Source organism: Collinsella sp. An268, from assembly GCF_002159765.1.
In the GTDB taxonomy this organism is placed as follows: Bacteria; Actinomycetota; Coriobacteriia; order Coriobacteriales; family Coriobacteriaceae; genus Coprousia.
Genome location: NZ_NFJH01000011.1, coordinates 82,567 through 98,903, shown reverse-complemented (window position 1 = coordinate 98,903; position 16,337 = coordinate 82,567). Strand labels below are relative to the sequence as shown.

Sequence of the window (16,337 nt, the reverse complement as noted above, 5' to 3'; positions counted from 1 at the left end):
GGCGGGCGCCTCGGGAGCGGGGGCGCTTGCGCCGGCGGCAGCCGTGGCGGCGACGGGCTTTCTGATGGAGACCTCGGTGGTGCCGTCCTTAATGGTCACCTCGGCGACGGAGCTCTTGTCGAGGGCCTCGATGAGGTCGCGGATCTGGGAAACGTTCATATCGGTATCTCCTTCGGTATCGGTCGCGGCCGGCGCGGAGGCGTCGGCGTCGATGGGTTGGGTGATGTCGCGCAGGGTGCCGGCGCGGCGCTTCTCCAAAAGTGCCCGGGCCTCGTTGGGGAAGAGCGCGTAGGAGAGCACGTCCTCCTCGGTTTCGGCGAGGTCGCCGATCTCCGCCTTGGCCTCGTCGTAGGTCTGCAGGTGGACGTTTCTGGCCTCTTCCTGGAGCTTGGCGACGTCTATGTGGCCCAGGACCTTCTCGCGGATGGCGTCATCGATGGGGGCCGGGGTCTTGCCGTAGAAGCCCATGAGGTATTCGCGCATCTCGGTCGAGACGATCTTCCAGCGCTCGCCGGTGAGCACGTTCATGACGGCCTGGGTACCCACGATCTGGCTCATGGGCGTCACGAGCGGCGGGTAGCCGACCTCCTTGCGCACGCGCGGGATCTCGGCCACGATCTCGGGCAGGCGGTCGTGCATGTTCTGCAGGTCGAGCTGGCCCACGAGATTGCTCATCATGCCGCCGGGGATCTGATGCTTGTAGATGCGCATGTGGGTGAGCGTGGTGATGCCGCGCTGATGGCCGCCGGCCTTGCGCACGCCGTCCCAATAGTCAGCGATCTCGAAGAGGAGGTCGAGGTCGAGCCCGGTGTCGAAAGGCGATCCGCCAAACGAGGACACCGTCATCTCCACGGCCGGTTGCGAGTTGCCAAACGCGAGCGGCGCGTGCGCGCAGTCCACGATCTCGGCACCCTCTTCGGCACCGCGCAGGTAGTTCGCGCTCGCCATGCCGCCGATGAAGTGGCAGTGCATGTGCACGGGCAGCCCGATCTCGGTGCGCAAGGCGCTCACGAGCTGGGCGGCGCGATAGGGAACAAGGAGCCCCGCCATATCCTTGATGCAGAGCGAGTCGGCGCCGAGCTCGGCGAGCTGGCGCGCGTAGGCGATGTAGCTGTCGAGCGTGTGGACGGGGCTGCGCGTGTAGGAGATGGCAGGTTCAAAATGCGCGCCGACCTTTTTGATGGCCGCCGCGCAGTCGCGGATGTTGTCGATGTCGTTCAGGGCGTCGAACACGCGGAAGACGTCGATGCCGTTCGCGTGGGCGCGCTCGATGAAGCGCTCGACCACGTCGGTCGAATAATGCTTGTAGCCCACCAGATTCTGGCCGCGTACGAGCATGGCGAGACGCGTGTTGGGGCAGCGCTCCTTGATGAGGCGCAACCGCTCCCACGGGTCCTCGTCCAAAAAGCGCAGGCATGTGTCAAAGGTCGCCCCTCCCCATGCCTCGATAGCCCAATAGCCGACTTCGTCCATCTTGGGCAAGATGGGCAGCATCTCCGCGGTGGTCATGCGGGTCGCCCAGAGCGACTGCTGACCGTCGCGGATGGTGGTGTCCATGATGCGGAGACGATTTCCAGCCATAAGCCCTGCCTCCTTTCGTTGCCGTTTCCTAGCCGTATCCGAAGGCGCCGCTACGGGAGACAGGCGCCTAAGTGACGATGTGACAACGCATCGTCTCAACTCTAGCCCCGCGCGCGCGGCGAGGGCAACGGCTGATTGGTGAACGGTAGGGCAGGCGTCGGGAAGGGCGTGCGGCGCATATTAGGGCGCGGATGAGCCCGGAGCGCCCGGGGTATTCTGGGCGGGGTGCGGCGCGAGCGGCGTAAGGGTTGCCCCGGGCCGAGCGGGGCGCGTGCCCGCGGCCGAGGCGAGGGCGGTTTGGTCTCCTGCGTGCGGGCGGGGGAGGCAAAGCGGACAGATTGTATGCTCCGATTCCGACGCGACAAAAGACCAGCTCAGAGAGTTGCAAAGAACGGGCGGATGGCATGAAAAAGCAACCTGCCCCATCTTCGCCCCAGCCTTCATACTATCCGCCGTTTCTTTCCTTTTCCGTGCGGGTATACCATCCGCCGCATCTGTCCGGCTTCGTTTCCGGGCTTGCAGCCCGGCCCTGCAAAGGAAATCGCGTTTAGGTCCCCTAGGGAGACCGAAAGCGGGCCTAAACGCGATTTCCTGAGGATCGCACAGCGCCGGTCGCGCGGGATGTGAAACGCGGCCACAAGACTCGCGGCGCCGGGTCGCTAGTAAGAGGCGCGCTTGCGTGGGGCGAGACGGCGGTACGCCTTATTTGAAGTGTGTGCCGCGCGAGCGCGGGGGTGTGGAGTTGAGCGGTTGGGATGGGGAGCGATGGTGGAGCGGCTGGGATGAGGAGCGCCGGCGCCGCCACCCGCGCACGATGCTCACGATGATGAGGACAACGAAGACGCCTAGGACGATCCACGTGATGGGATTGGTGATGACACCGAGGGCGAAGTTGCGGATCTGCGCCAGCGCCGACAGCTCGACGTCGTTGCCGGCGGAGAGCGTGACCTTGCCGAGGAGCTCGCCGTTCAGCGTATAGGTCGCTGTGCCGATAACGTCGCCCTGCGTGTAGGGCGCGCAGAACTCCTCGGGCAGGTCGAAGGAGACGGTGATGGCCGCGTGGTCGGTGTCGTTGGGCAGCAGCTTGGCGAGGGTGCCGTCGGCGGTAATTTGGAGCTGCTCGTCCTGGTGGGCATCGACGACGTCGACGGATTGAAGCGTTGTGCCCGCCGTGACGATCTCCTGCACGGACCACTCGGCATACGCCCACTCGAACAGGCGCCTCGTCTCGGTGAGGCTCGCGGGAATCTCGGCGTCCGCGCAGCCGAGCACGACGGAGTAGAGTGTGATGTCATTTTGGCTGGCGGCGGCCACGAGGCAGCGGCCGGCCTCGGTGGTGTTGCCCGTTTTGATGCCTTGGGCGGGTGCATAGTAGACGCTGGACGTGCTGTCGAGCAGCAGATTGGAGTTCTCGAGGGTGCGCGCCCCCTGCAGGTTGGTCGCGGGGAGCTCGTAGCTCGGCGTGGAGACGATCTGCGCGAACGTGGGGTTGGCCATGGCGGCTTGGGTGATGCGCATGAGGTCGCGCGCCGTGGTGTAGTGGTTGTCGTCATGCAGGCCACACGGGTTGGCAAAGTGCGTGCCCGTGCAGCCGAGCTCGGCGGCCCGGTCGTTCATCATCTGCACGAAGGTGTCGACGTCGCCGGCGACGGCGCGCGCGAGGATATAGGAGGCGTCGTTGCCGCTGGGGAGCATGAGACCGTAGAGCAGCTGCTCGACGGTGAGCACCTCGCCCGGCTTAAAGCCGGCGACGGAGCTATCGGCGGTCACGTGGGTGAAGTCGCCCTCCTCGACGGTGATCTGCTGGGTGAGGTCCGCGTTCTCGAGCGTTACGAGCGCCGTCATGATCTTGGTGGTGGAGGCGGGGTAGCGCGTCTCGTCCGCGTTGAGCTCGTAGAGAACGGTCCCCGAGGTGGGCTCGATAAGGAGCGCGGAGGTCGCCTGGATGGCCGGGTCGGTGAGCGCCGCGGCGGCGGTGGGGGCGAGCACGGAGAGCGTGAGTGCGATAAGGCAGGCGAGCGCGCAGATGCGAGCGTGGAGCGAGCGGGGGGAGGACGTTGCGTCATGCGCGCGTAACAAGAGGGGCATGGAGCACCTTTCGTACGGGTGAGCAGGGTCTCCTATGGTAGCAGAGCCCTATGGAGGAGACGCTTCGTCAACAATAATGAGGTACCGAAAGAGAATTGCGAAACACCGCATAGGAGGTCGGCGGCGGGGTATAGAGACGTGCGTTTTATCAAAGGACGAGGTGCGCCGCATATGCGCTGCGGCGCTCGATGTGTTGGTGAGATATGCTGCATACGGAGCGAGAGGACACGGCGAAGAGCGCCCTTGGGGCAGTGGGTGCGGGATCGTGTGGCGACCCCGGGGCGGAGCGCGCCCCGGAGGCGATGCGAATCGGTCTCGACATCGGGTCGACTACCACCAAGGTCGTCGTCCTCGATGCCGGGACGGGGGAGGTCCGCTACTGGCGCTACCGCCGCCACGGGGCGCGGCAGGCCGAGAGCGCGGCCGACGCGCTCTCGGCGGTGGCCGAGCGGTTCTCCCAAGCGCAGGCCCGCATCGCGGTCACCGGGTCGGGCGCGCGCGATATCGCCCGTGCCCTCGGCGCCTCGTATGTGCAGGAAGTGGTGGCAAACGCCATCGCCATCCGAGCGCTGTACCCGCAGGTTCGCTGTGCTGTCGAGCTCGGCGGGCAGGACGCCAAGATGATCTTCTTCCGCACGGATGAGGCGACCGGCGAGCTGCAGGTGGCGGACATGCGCATGAACGGCTCGTGCGCGGGCGGCACCGGCGCCTTTATCGACGAGATGGCAAAGCTCCTCGGCGTGACGCCGGAGGAGTTCGAGGGGCTCGCGGCGGCGGGCTCGCGCGTGTACGAGATCTCGGGTCGATGCGGCGTCTACGCCAAGACCGACATCCAGCCCCTGCTCAATCAGGGCATCTCCCGTGCCGACCTCGCGCTCTCGGCGCTCCACGCCGTGGCGCGCCAGACCATCGGCGGCCTGGCGCAGGGCATCGATATCGAGGCCCCCGTCATCTTTGAGGGAGGGACGCTCGCCTATCACCCCACGCTCGTGCGCGTGTTTACCGAGCAGCTGGAGCTCGGTGGGGCCGACGCCGTGGTGCCCGAGGACCCCCAGGTCATGATCGCCCGCGGGGCGGCCCTCGCCCTAGACGAGCTCTTTGCGGACAACGCCTGCGACCTCGACCTTGCCCGGGGCATTGCCGCGCTGCACGACCTCTCGGCGCATCCGCCCGCGACAGACGAGGCGGCGGCCGCGCCGTTTTTTGCCGACGATGCCGAGCGCGCCACCTTTGCGCGCCGGCATCCGGCAGAGGTGCCCGCGCCGGGTCCGGCGGCGTATCGCCCGGGCGAGACCGTGCACGCCTACCTCGGTATCGACTCGGGCAGCACGACCACCAAGTTCGCCCTTATCGACCGCGCGGGCACGCTGATCGATTCGTTCTACGCCTCCAACGAGGGCAAGCCGCTCGACGTGGCCCGCGCGGGCCTCATCGCCCTGCGCGACCGGTGGCGTGCCGCGGGAGTGAACCTCGTCATAAGCGCCGTGGGCACGACGGGTTACGGTGAGGAGCTGTTCGCCCGCGCGTTTCATGCGGACTACCACACCGTCGAGACCGTCGCCCATGCGCGCGCGGCGGCGCTTGCGGTGCCGGATGCGACGTTTGTGCTCGATATCGGCGGGCAGGATATGAAGGCCATCTGGTTGCGCGACGGGGTGCTGACCGACATCGTGGTCAACGAGGCGTGCTCGGCGGGGTGCGGCTCGTTTTTGGAGGGCTTTGCCGCCAATCTCGGCATTCCCGTCGAGGGCATCGCCGAGGCGGCGTTCCGCTCGACGGAGCCCGCGGCGCTCGGCAGCCGCTGCACCGTGTTCATGAACTCGAGCGTGGTGTCCGAGCAGCGGCGCGGCAAGGGCCCCGACGACATCATGGCGGGGCTCTGCCGCTCCATCATCGAGAACGTCTTCACCAAGGTTATCCGCGTCGCCAACCTCGACCGGTTGGGCGGGTGCGTCGTGGTGCAGGGCGGGACCTTCCAAAACGACGCCGTGCTGCGCGCGTTCGAGCAGTACCTCGGCCGCCCCGTCGTGCGTGCGGCGCATCCCGGCCTCATGGGCGCCATCGGCGTGGCGCTTCTGGCGGCGGAGGAGGCAGATGGCGCCGAGGCGCGCGCGACCCGGCAGACGGCGTCGACGTTCATCGGGCTCGATGCGCTCGAGGATTTCACGCATACGGAGTTCTCGGGCGTGACCTGCCGCCGCTGCAACAACCGCTGCGCACGCTCGGTGGTGGCGTTTGGCGACGGCTCGCTCTACGTGACGGGCAACCGCTGCCCCCGCGGTGAGGCGATCGATTACGACGAGCTCGTACGCGAGGTGCCGGCGGCGAGCTCGCTCACCGTCCAGCAGGGCGATGCTACCGCGGCCGATGCCTGCGCCCCGGCGAGCCCGGAGGACGCGGCGGACGCCGCCCCGCGCGCGTCCCGTCGAGCCGAGGAGCGCCGCGCGGCGGACACAGATCAGCTCGAGGGCCCCGCCCCGGCGCGCACGCCCGCTCCGGCGCCCAACCTGTTTGACGAGCGCGCCCGCCTCCTGTTCAAGGATTGGCCGTGCAAGCCCGTCGCGCCGTCCCGCGGCGAGACCATCGGTATACCGCGCGTCCTCGCGTTTTGGGACCAGATGCCGTTCTGGTCGACGCTTCTGCGCGCGCTCGGCTTTACCGTGCGCATCTCGCGCCCCTCGACGCGGCGCATGTACGAGCGGGGCCTCGCTCACGTGACGTCGGATACCATCTGCTTTCCCGCCAAGTTGGTGCACGGGCACATCCGCGACCTGGCCGACGCGCACGTCGACCGCATCCTCATGCCCATCATCACGGCGGTGCCGAGCGAGAACGTCATGAAGACGAGCGAATGGATGTGCGCCGTCGTCAAGGGCTATCCTTACGTGCTCAAGAACTCGGACGACCCGGCGCGCCGCTTTGGCATCCCCTTCGACACGCCGCTCTTCCATTGGTACACCCGCCGCGACCGCGACCGGCAGCTGACGGCGTTTCTGCACGATACCTACGGCGTGGGCGAGTCGGCGGCGCGGCGCGCCATCGCGCAGGCGGACGCCGCCGAGCGCTCCTTTGCCGAGGAGCTCTCCCGCCGCGGGGAGGAGGTGCTCGCCGACGTGCGCCGGCGCGGGACCTACGCGGTGGTGCTGGCATCGCGTCCCTACCACAACGACCCCCTCGTCAACCACGGCATCCCCAAGCTGTTCTCCGATGCGGGCATCGCCGTCATCCCGCCGGACGCGGTGCCCGGTGTGCGCGAGGTCGATCTCAGCCGGAGCCGGCTCGACGTGGTCAACAACTTCCACGCGCGCATGCTCGCCTCCGCCGTCATCGCGGCGAGCACGCACGAGCTCGAGTACGTGCAGCTCGTGAGCTTTGGGTGCGGGCATGACGCGTACCTCTCCGACGAGATCGTCCGCCTTATGCGCGAGATCGCCGACAAGGCGCCCCTCATCCTCAAGGTCGACGAGAGCGACGCCACGGGCCCCGTGCGCATCCGCGTGCGCTCGTTTATCGAGACGGTGGCACGGCGCCGTCGCGATTCGGCGGGCCGCCCGGCTGCCGCAACCGGCCCGCGACCGCTGCCCGACCCCTATCCCGTCAAGTACACCCGCCCCATGCGGCGCGAGAAGGTGATGCTCGTGCCCAACACGAGCCATGCCTTCTGCCGGCTCATGACCGCTGCCATGCGACGCGAGGGCGTACGCGCCGAGCCGCTGCCCGTCGGCCATGAGGAGGCCATCCGCCTGGGCAAGCGCTATGTGCACAACGACATCTGCTTCCCGGCGCAGATGACCATCGGCGAATCGCTCGAGGCGCTCACGAGCGGGCGCTATAAGGACTGCGACGTGGCCATCATCACGGGCAAGTACATCGGCGACTGCCGCCTCACGCATTACATGCCGCTTTTGCGCCAGGCGCTTGACGACGCCGGGTTTGCCGACGTGCCCATCGCCACCAACGACGATGCGGACACGCACGGCGCCTATCCCGGCTTCAAGCTCTCCCTCGCCGCGAGCATGGAGATCGCCTGGGGCCTGCCCATGATCGATGCGCTCGAGGCGCTGCTGCGCCGCATGCGTCCGTACGAGACGGTCCCCGGTGCGGCGGACGCTGCCTTCGAGCGCGCCCTCGACGAGGTCATGAACGGTATCGAGGCCCATGGTCTGCGCGGGGCGGAGGAGGGCTTCGCACGGGCCATCGATATCATGAAAGGCGTGCCCTACGACCGCTCCCACCCGCGCCCCACGGTGCTTATCGTGGGCGAGTACCTGCTCAACTTCCACCCCGGTGCCAACCACGACATCGAGCGCTATCTGGAGCGAAACGGGCTCGAGGTGATCGAGGCGCGCATGACCGACGTCATACGCAAGAGCTATTTCTACAAGCACGCGCAGGTGCGCGAGCATCACGTCGACCTGCCGGTAGCCGAGCGCGCCTGGTATGCCACGGCCGACAGGCTCTTCGACGTGGCCCACGACCGGGCGGACCGCATTGCCCGGGCGCATCCGCTCTATGAGCCCCCCGTCCGGCTGCCCGAGCTCGCCGCGGTGAGCGACGAGGTGCTCCACCACACGTTTGATGCGGGCGAGGGCATCCTCATCCCCGCGGAGATCCTCGAGCATGCCGCGCAGGGCTGCCGCGCCTTCGTTATCCTGCAGCCGTTTGGGTGCCTTCCCAACCACGTGGTGGGCCGCGGCCTCATCCGCGCGCTGAAGGAGCGCTATCCCGACGCGCAGATCCTGCCGCTCGACTACGATCCGGACGTGAGCTTCGCCAACGTCGAGAACCGCTTGCAGATGCTCATCATGAACGCCCGCGACGCCGCGTCCGCCTCCTGATGCGGGCGCGGCCGGGCACGCCCGCGCTCTTCGGTGCGCGCAGGGCGAGTTGTGGAATTGGTACAAGATGGGTTATGATTCCTCAACTTACGGGTACACCGCAATCGATCATCTTCGGAAGAGACTGCACCCATCAGGTCCGCCCGCCGCGCGCGGACGGACTGCGCACGTAAAGAAGGTACCTATGCTGGACAGATTCACCGATCGCGCTCGGCGCGTTATGGCAATCGCCAAGCAGGAGGCGCTTGCGCTCGACACCACCAAAGTCGGAACCGAGCATCTGCTGCTCGCGCTTGCCAAAGAGGACGAGGGCATCGCCGCCGAGGCGCTGCGCTCGCTCGATATTTCCTACGACGAGATTCTCGAGGAGCTCAAGAGCTCGGCGACCACCAAGGGCCCGGCGGAGCCTGTGGCCGAGGGCGGCGCCGCGGTGGCTGAGCGGTCGGCTTCCGACGCCCCGGCTGCCGACGCCGTCGCGGATGCACCCGACGCGTCCGCGGAGGTGCCGGCCGATGCCGGCTCCGCCGCGGCAGACGCCGCCGGTGCGGATGCCGACGCCGCCGGTTCCGCGGACAGCTCCGCCCCCGCGGGTTCCGCGCGCCAGAAGCTCGCCTTCACCCCGCTGGTCATCACGGTGATGGAGCGTGCCTTCCGCTTGGCGCGCGAGAACAACCAGACCTACGTCTCCACCGAGCACCTGCTTCTGGGCATGGTGGACGAGGCGCAGTGCCGCGGCATGGACCTGCTGATGCGCCTCGGTGTGACGGCGGCGTCGGTCCGTCAGGCCGTAGAGAAGCTCACGTCCAAGGACAAGGACGGTAAGCGTCCGCTCGCGGGCGCCGGCGCGGGGCGTCCCGGCGCGGGGCTGCCGTTCTTCTCGGGCGCGGCGGCGCCGGGCAAGGGCGACGAGGACGCCTCTGCCCTCAAGCGCTATGCCACCAACCTGACCGAGAAGGCGCGCGCCGGCGAGCTCGACCCGGTTATCGGCCGCGAGAAGGAGATCTCCCGCATGATGGAGATCCTCTCCCGCCGCACCAAGAACAACCCGCTCATCTTGGGCGACCCCGGTGTGGGCAAGACGGCCATCGTCGAGGGGCTGGCGCAGGAGGTTGCGGCAGGCAATGTGCCCGAGAACCTGATGAACCAGAATATCTGGTCGCTCGACCTGCCCGGTCTCGTGGCGGGCGCCAAGTACCGCGGTGAGTTCGAGGAGCGCCTGAAGGGCGTCATCCAAGAGGCGACCGACGCCGACGACGCCATCCTCTTCATCGACGAGATGCACACGCTCATCGGGGCGGGCTCGGCGGAGGGCTCCATCGACGCGAGCTCGATGCTCAAGCCCGTGCTCGCCCGCGGCTCCTTTCAGATCATCGGTGCGACGACGGCGGAGGAGTACCGCAAGTACCTCACCAAGGACCCGGCGTTTGAGCGCCGTTTCCAGACGATCGACATTCCCGAGCCGAGCGTGGAGGACACCATCAGGATTCTCCATGCGCTTCAGGGTCGCTACGAGGAGCACCACCACGTGCGGTACACCGAGGCCGCGATCGAGGCCGCCGCGAGCCTATCTGCCCGCTATATCCAGGATCGCTACCTGCCGGACAAGGCTATCGACCTCATCGACGAGGCGGGTGCCCGCGCCCGCATCGCCAAGAACCGCGCGCCCGAGGCGGTCCGTGCGGCCGAGGCCCGCGTGGCCGAGCTCGCGCACGAGGCCGACGACGCCACGGAGCGCGACGACATGAACCGCGCCGCCGAGCTCAAAGAGGAGGGGAAGGCCGCCGAGATCGCGCTCGCCGAGGCGCGCGCCGCGTGGACGGCCGAGATGGACGCGAGCCCGCTCACCATCGACGTGGCCGAGATCGCCGACATCGTGTCCGCCACCTCCGGCGTGCCGGTCTCCTCGCTCACCGAAGACGAGAGTCGCAGGCTCCTCAACTGCGAAAACGTTCTTAAGACGCGCATCATCGGGCAGGATGAGGCCGTCTGCGCCGTGGCAAAGGCTATCCGGCGCAGCCGCTCTCCGCTCAAGGACCCGCGGCGCCCGGGCGGCTCGTTCATCTTCCTCGGCCCCACGGGTACGGGCAAGACCGAGCTCGCCAAGACGCTCGCCGAGTACCTGTTTGGCAGCAAGGACGCGCTCATCAGCTTCGACATGAGCGAGTTTGCCAGCGAGTACGAGGTCTCCAAGCTCATCGGTAGCCCCCCGGGCTACGTGGGCCACGAGGAGGGCGGCCAGCTCACCAAGGCGGTGCGCCGGCACCCGTACTCGGTCGTGCTCTTCGATGAGATCGAGAAGGCGCACCCGGACATCTTCAACATCTTGCTGCAGGTGCTCGACGAGGGGCGCCTGACCGACGGTCAGGGCAAGACGGTCGACTTCCGCAACACCGTCATCATCATGACGTCCAACGTGGGCGCACGCGAGATCGCGGCGACCTCGAGCGTCGGCTTTGGCTCCACGGGCGAGGCGGGCCTCACGTCCGCCGAGATCAAGAGCCGGGCGATGGGCGAGCTCAAGCGATTGTTCCGCCCCGAGTTCTTGAACCGCGTGGACGACATCGTCGTCTTCCAGAAGCTCACCGGCGAGAGCCTGACGCGCATTGCCGAGCTTCTCGTCGACGACCTGCGCCAGCGCCTCATCATGAACGGCATGAACATCAAGCTCACCGACGCCGCCATCGCCAAGATCGTGGCGGAGGGCACCGACCTCACCAACGGCGCCCGTCCGTTGCGCCGCGCCATCCAGCGCCTCATCGAGGACCCGCTTTCCGAGGAGCTGCTCGCCGGTGAGTGGGGTGCCGGCGACACCGTGCTCTGCGACGTGGTGGACGGCGGCTTTGTGTTCAGCCATGGCACGGGCGAGATTCCGGCGCCGCGCGCGCACGGGGCGCTGGGGGCGAGCTTCGAGCCCGCGCCCCGCTCGGGCGGGGGTGCTCCCGCCCTCACGGTGGGCGGCTCGGGCGGTATCGCCCAGATGGGATCCGGCAGCCGCTAACCCGTCGCTCGCGTCACAAGTGAAACTTTTTGTCAAAACGCCCCCGCGCGGTTTTTGCCGGGGGCGTTTTCATGCGACAATAAATGTGGCTGTGACGAGTAGGTATGAGACGGGGGTAGCACATTGGATAAGGAAACGCTCAACAAACGTATGGACGAAGCCATCCGCCTGACCGCGCCCGGCCAGCCCATCCGCGCTGCCCTCGACATGATCATCGCGGGGCATCTCGGCGCCCTCATCTGCGTGGGCGACGTGGAGAACGTGCTCGCCGCCGGCAACGACGGCTTCCCGCTCAACATCTCGTTCACCTCGAACCGTCTGTTCGAGCTCTCCAAGATGGACGGCGCCATCGTCATCGACGGCGACGTGACGCAGATCCTGCGCGCCAACTTTCACCTCAACCCCGACCCGTCGCTCGCCACGAGCGAGACGGGCATGCGCCACCGCACCGCGGCGCGCATGAGCGTCCTGACCGACGCGATCGTCATCTCGGTATCGTCCCGCCGCGCCGTGGTGAACGTGTACGTACATGGCAAAAGCTATCAGATTCAGACGGTGCCCGAGGTCATGAGCTCTGTAAACCAGCTCGTATCGACGCTCCAGACCACCCGCACCCAGCTCGACCGCAAGCTGCTGCATCTGACGGGACTCGAGCTCGACGACTACGTGACGCTCGCGGATATCACGGATATCTTCTCGAGCTTCGAGATCCTCCAGCAGGCCAAAGTCGAGCTCAAGCGCTGCATCGTCAAGCTCGGCACGCAGGGTAAGATCGTGCGCCTGCAGCTCGAGCAGCTCGCGGGCGAATCCATCGACAGCGAGTACGACCTCATGATCCGCGACTACGCGCGCGACTCCTCGGAGGAAAACGCCCGTACGATTCGCACGAAGTTTGCGCAGATGACGCCGCAGGACCTCACCAATCCCCAGCGGATAGCCGAGGTGCTCGGCTACGACGACCTCGACGAGGACTCCGTCATGACGCCGCTCGGGCTCCGCACCCTCTCCCAGGTCTCCGTGGTGCGCGACGGCGTTGCCGAGCGCATCGTGGACGAGTACGGCTCGCTTCAGGACTTGATGGACGATATCCGCACCAATCCCGAGCGCCTGGTCGACATCGGCGTCAACAACCCCACGATTCTCGCCGATTCGCTGTACCGCATCCAGGGTAAGCGGGGTAACGCCTGATGGAGGGCATCGGCACCGCTCCTGTGACGGATAGCGCCGCGTCGTGCGCGTGTGGCGGCGCGCCGGAGGGCGCTGCCTGTGCGGTGATTGTTGCCGGGGGCTCGGGCACGCGCTTTGGTAACCCCGGTGGCAAGCTTTTGGTCGAGGCGGCGGGTAGGCCACTCATCGCTTGGACGCTTGCGGCGTTTGACCGTGCACGTACGATTGGCCATATCGTTATCGTCTGCCAGCCCGCGCGCCGCCAAGAGATGCGCGAGGTCGCTATCGATCCTTATCCACTCGCGACACCGGTTACCTTTGCGGACGCGGGTGCCGAGCGGCAGGATTCAACTGTCTCGGGCGTTGCGGCCGCTCCCACAGGATATGACGTTATCGCCATACACGATGCCGCTCGACCGCTTATCAGCCCGGCAACCATCGACGCGGCGGTGGCAGAGCTTCTGCGCGACCCGCGCCGCGACGGTGTGGTTTGCGGCCAGGGCGCCATCGACACGTTGAAGACGGTCGAAGAGCAGGAGGTGGGCGCCCGCTTTGTCGATACCCCGCCGCGCTCGCGCTTCTGGTGTGTGCAGACGCCGCAGGTGTTTCGCACCCACGTGCTTGTGCAGGCTATCGAGCGCGCAGCGGCAGACGGTTTTGCGGGAACGGACGACGCCTCGGTGGTAGAGCACGCGGGCGGAGTCGTTGTGGGCGTCGAGGCGCCGCGCGACAACATCAAGGTGACCGTTCCCGAGGACTTGCCGCTGGTGGAGGCGCTGCTGCGGGCGCGCGCAAACTAAAAGGAGGATTGCCGTGCTGAGCATAGGACACGGATACGACGTGCATCGTTTGGTGGAGGGTCGCCGCTGTATCATCGGTGGTGTCGACATTCCGCACAACAAGGGGCTGCTCGGCCACTCCGATGCCGATGTGCTCGCCCATGCCCTTGCCGATGCGATCCTCGGTGCGTGCCGCGGGGGCGACATCGGCAAGCTCTTTCCCGACGATGATCCGGCTTATGAGGGAGCGGATTCGCTCGTGCTGCTCGGCCGCGTGATGGCCTATGCCCGTGAACGCGGCTATACCTTTGTGGATGCGGATTGCACCATCGCTGCCCAGGAGCCCAAGATCGGCCCGCATCGCGAGGCAATGCGCGAGAACCTGGCGCGTGCCCTCGGTGTTTCCGTCGACCAGGTGGGCGTGAAGGCCACTACCACCGAGCACCTTGGCTGGGAGGGCGAGGGTGCCGGTATTGGTGCCTGGGCCGTATGTCTGCTTGACCACGCGTAGCCGCACATTTGGGGACGGGGTCAAAACGCCACTTTTGGGCGGGGCCAAAACGTACGGGGTCAAAACGCGTAAGAAAACGTTTTGATTGCCGCGCCCAGATGACGCCGCGCGCACTATCATAGACACCGATGCAGGGGTACCCGGCGCGCGTGGGCGCATGCCGAGTTGAGAGGGCGCTCTGCCCAACCCTTCGAACCTGTCAGGTAATGCTGTCGTAGGGAGCATGGACGCGAACACAAGGCGCTCCCTGGGGGCGTTGCCGTCTGCGGGCATCAGCAGAGGGCAACGCGTACAACCTCGGGTGGGCGCTTTTTTCGTTGCTCCGGAAAGGATCTTTGATGATCGAGAAGGAAACGCTGGAAGCACAGGTGACGCGTGCGGCGCAGAAGGTACGTGAGACGTGCCCCATGACGCCGTCTATCACCAATACGGTGACCATCAACTTTGTGGCGAACGCCCAGATTGCCGTGGGCGGTTCGGCCGCGATGGTCTATCTGCCGGATGAGGGCGAGAAGATGGCCGAGCTCGGCGGTGCCATGTATCTGAACGTTGGCACGCTTCTGCCCATTTACACCGAGACGCTGCCCGCCACCACGCGCCGCCTGCACGAGCTCAACAAGCCCTGGGTCATCGACCCCGTGGCCGTGGGCGTGGGCGCGATGCGCACGCAGCTTCTGGCGGACATGAAGCCGCGCAAGCCCACCATTGTGCGCGGCAATGCATCCGAGGTCATTACGCTCGCCAATCTGTGGGGGCTTGAGACGGCCGCCCCAGACGCGACGGTGCGCGGTGTGGATTCCACGCAGGAGGTCGATGCGGCGCGCGCCGCGGCGGTGGCGCTCGCCCGCTACACCGGCGGCGCGGTGGCGGTCTCTGGTGCGGTGGATTTGGTGACCGATGGCGAGACCGTGGTGCGCAGCTACGGCGGCTCGCCCTTCATGACGCAGATTACGGGCTCCGGCTGCAGTCTGGGCGGCGTGTGCGCCGTGTATGCCGCGTGTGCGGAGACCCCGCTTGCCGCGGCGCTCGCGGCGGTGGGCGTGTATAACGTGGCGGGCGAGCGCGCTGGCGCGCGGGTGAACGCCCCGGCAAGCTTCCAGGTGGCGTTTTTGGACGAGCTCTACCTCGCCACGCCCGAGGACATCGCACACCACACCTTTGAGATCGAGGAGGCGTAAATGAACACGCTGGTTGCCGTGGCCATCGCGCCGGTGGGCGTGGGCGACGAGCTAAAGGAGTACGTGGCGGAGGTCATCCGCGTTATCCGCGAGAGTGGCCTTTCCTGTCGCACCAACTCCATGTTCACCGAGATCGAGGGCGAGTGGGACGATGTGATGCGCACCGTGCGCGACGCGACCTTTGTGCTCGCGGAGCGCGGCATCCGCACCGAGGTGGTGCTCAAGGCCGATATCCGCCCTGGCTTTGAGAACATGATGGAGCGCAAGGTGCGCGTGGTGGACGAGATTCTGGACGGCGCGGGCTCCGATGGTGCCGCGGCGGACGGCGCCGGCGCGTGCGGCTGCAAGGCATAGGAGAGTGCACTATGAGCATACGTGACAACTTGGATATCTCTGCATATCTGGTGCTGGGGCCAGAGAATACCTGCGGTCGACCTGTGGAAGAGGTGGTTGCTCAGGCGCTCGACGCCGGCTTCACCATCATCCAGGTGCGCTCCAAGGTGGCGGGCGCGCGCGAGATGATCGACTGCGCACGCCGCGTGGCCGACGTCATTGCCGCTGCCGGCAAGTCAGACACCGTGCCGCTGCTCATCGATGACCGGCTCGACGTGGCGCTCGCCGCGCGCGAGATGGGCATCAAGGTGGACGGTGTTCATGTGGGGCAGTCTGATATTCCACCCGAGATTTGCCGGAAGTTCCTCGGCGAGGATGCGGTGGTGGGGCTCTCTGCCGCCGCGCATGAGATGCGTCGCTATATCGAGACAGCCGATGTCTCGGCGGTGGACTACTTTGGTGTGGGCCCCCTGCACGAGACGGCTACCAAGCCCGACTGCGGTCTTGACGACGACGGGCACGTAATCACCCGCAGCTTGGCCGAGCTCGCCGAGCTGCACCAGGTGAGCCCGCGCCCCATCGTGGTGGGCGGCGGCGTCAAGGCGGCCGACATCCCCGCACTTGCAGCAACCGGTGTGGAGGGCTTCTTTGTGGTGTCCGCCGTGGCGGGCGCCGATGACCCGTATGCGGCAGCTAAGGAGCTCGTCGACCTCTGGCGAGCAAACAGCAACTAGGCACCAACAGCGACTAGGCGCTATCTCTCAGAACGTCAGATTGTTCGCTCTTACGTACCGGGCCCGGTCTTTCCGGGCCCGGTCGCGTATAATCGAGCAGTATCGCGCCCTGCCGCCGCGGCAAACCTGC

General features: G+C 66.9%; 10 protein-coding genes and 1 riboswitch. Of the genes, 8 read left to right on the top strand and 2 right to left on the bottom strand.

Going from position 1 to position 16,337, the window contains the following annotated elements:
* A partial coding sequence (locus tag B5F70_RS09135; protein WP_206383544.1) for a pyruvate carboxylase subunit B occupies positions 1–1,581 on the bottom strand: 1,581 nt, incomplete at its 3' end.
* 702 nt (positions 1,582–2,283) lie between these two features.
* Positions 2,284–3,669 (bottom strand): D-alanyl-D-alanine carboxypeptidase family protein, encoded by a 1,386-nt coding sequence (locus tag B5F70_RS09130; RefSeq protein WP_087205255.1) that lies wholly within the window; start codon positions 3,667–3,669, stop codon positions 2,284–2,286.
* 203 nt (positions 3,670–3,872) lie between these two features.
* Here B5F70_RS09130 and B5F70_RS10805 point away from each other — a divergent pair, with 203 nt between their 5' ends.
* From B5F70_RS10805 to B5F70_RS09090, 8 genes are all read left to right on the top strand, one after another.
* Positions 3,873–8,507, top strand: a complete 4,635-nt coding sequence (locus tag B5F70_RS10805) for an acyl-CoA dehydratase activase (protein WP_206383543.1) — start codon at positions 3,873–3,875, stop codon at positions 8,505–8,507.
* A gap of 184 nt (positions 8,508–8,691) precedes the next feature.
* Positions 8,692–11,505, top strand: a complete 2,814-nt coding sequence (locus tag B5F70_RS09120) for an ATP-dependent Clp protease ATP-binding subunit (RefSeq protein WP_087205254.1) — start codon at positions 8,692–8,694, stop codon at positions 11,503–11,505.
* Positions 11,506–11,628: 123 nt separating this feature from the next.
* Positions 11,629–12,693, top strand: a complete 1,065-nt coding sequence (gene disA, locus B5F70_RS09115; protein WP_087205253.1) for a DNA integrity scanning diadenylate cyclase DisA — start codon at positions 11,629–11,631, stop codon at positions 12,691–12,693.
* Complete coding sequence (gene ispD, locus B5F70_RS09110) at positions 12,693–13,472, top strand: 2-C-methyl-D-erythritol 4-phosphate cytidylyltransferase (RefSeq protein WP_087205252.1); 780 nt, start codon at positions 12,693–12,695, stop codon at positions 13,470–13,472. Before disA ends, ispD begins: the two co-directional genes overlap by 1 nt.
* 13 nt (positions 13,473–13,485) lie before the next feature.
* On the top strand, positions 13,486–13,962 hold the full coding sequence (gene ispF, locus B5F70_RS09105; protein ID WP_087205251.1) for a 2-C-methyl-D-erythritol 2,4-cyclodiphosphate synthase: 477 nt from the start codon (positions 13,486–13,488) through the stop codon (positions 13,960–13,962).
* Between the two features lie 122 nt (positions 13,963–14,084).
* Positions 14,085–14,200: riboswitch (TPP riboswitch) on the top strand.
* Positions 14,201–14,300: 100 nt separating this feature from the next.
* Positions 14,301–15,140, top strand: a complete 840-nt coding sequence (thiM, locus tag B5F70_RS09100) for a hydroxyethylthiazole kinase (protein ID WP_087205250.1) — start codon at positions 14,301–14,303, stop codon at positions 15,138–15,140.
* A complete protein-coding gene (locus B5F70_RS09095; RefSeq protein WP_087205249.1) occupies positions 15,141–15,494 on the top strand; it encodes an MTH1187 family thiamine-binding protein in 354 nt (117 codons plus the stop codon).
* An 11-nt stretch (positions 15,495–15,505) separates the two neighbouring features.
* Positions 15,506–16,207: a thiamine phosphate synthase gene (locus B5F70_RS09090; protein WP_087205248.1), complete on the top strand. Its 702-nt coding sequence runs from the start codon at positions 15,506–15,508 to the stop codon at positions 16,205–16,207.
* The last annotated feature ends 130 nt before the right edge of the window (positions 16,208–16,337 follow it).

What these genes read in the sequence shown, in the direction of transcription:
- B5F70_RS09130 (WP_087205255.1), bottom strand. Translation starts at nt 3,669, where the DNA reads ATGCCCCTCTTGTTACGCGCGCATGACGCAACGTCCTCCCCCCGCTCG.
- B5F70_RS10805 (WP_206383543.1), top strand. Translation starts at nt 3,873, where the DNA reads ATGCTGCATACGGAGCGAGAGGACACGGCGAAGAGCGCCCTTGGGGCA.
- B5F70_RS09120 (WP_087205254.1), top strand. Translation starts at nt 8,692, where the DNA reads ATGCTGGACAGATTCACCGATCGCGCTCGGCGCGTTATGGCAATCGCC.
- ispD (WP_087205252.1), top strand. Translation starts at nt 12,693, where the DNA reads ATGGAGGGCATCGGCACCGCTCCTGTGACGGATAGCGCCGCGTCGTGC.
- thiM (WP_087205250.1), top strand. Translation starts at nt 14,301, where the DNA reads ATGATCGAGAAGGAAACGCTGGAAGCACAGGTGACGCGTGCGGCGCAG.
- B5F70_RS09095 (WP_087205249.1), top strand. Translation starts at nt 15,141, where the DNA reads ATGAACACGCTGGTTGCCGTGGCCATCGCGCCGGTGGGCGTGGGCGAC.
- B5F70_RS09090 (WP_087205248.1), top strand. Translation starts at nt 15,506, where the DNA reads ATGAGCATACGTGACAACTTGGATATCTCTGCATATCTGGTGCTGGGG.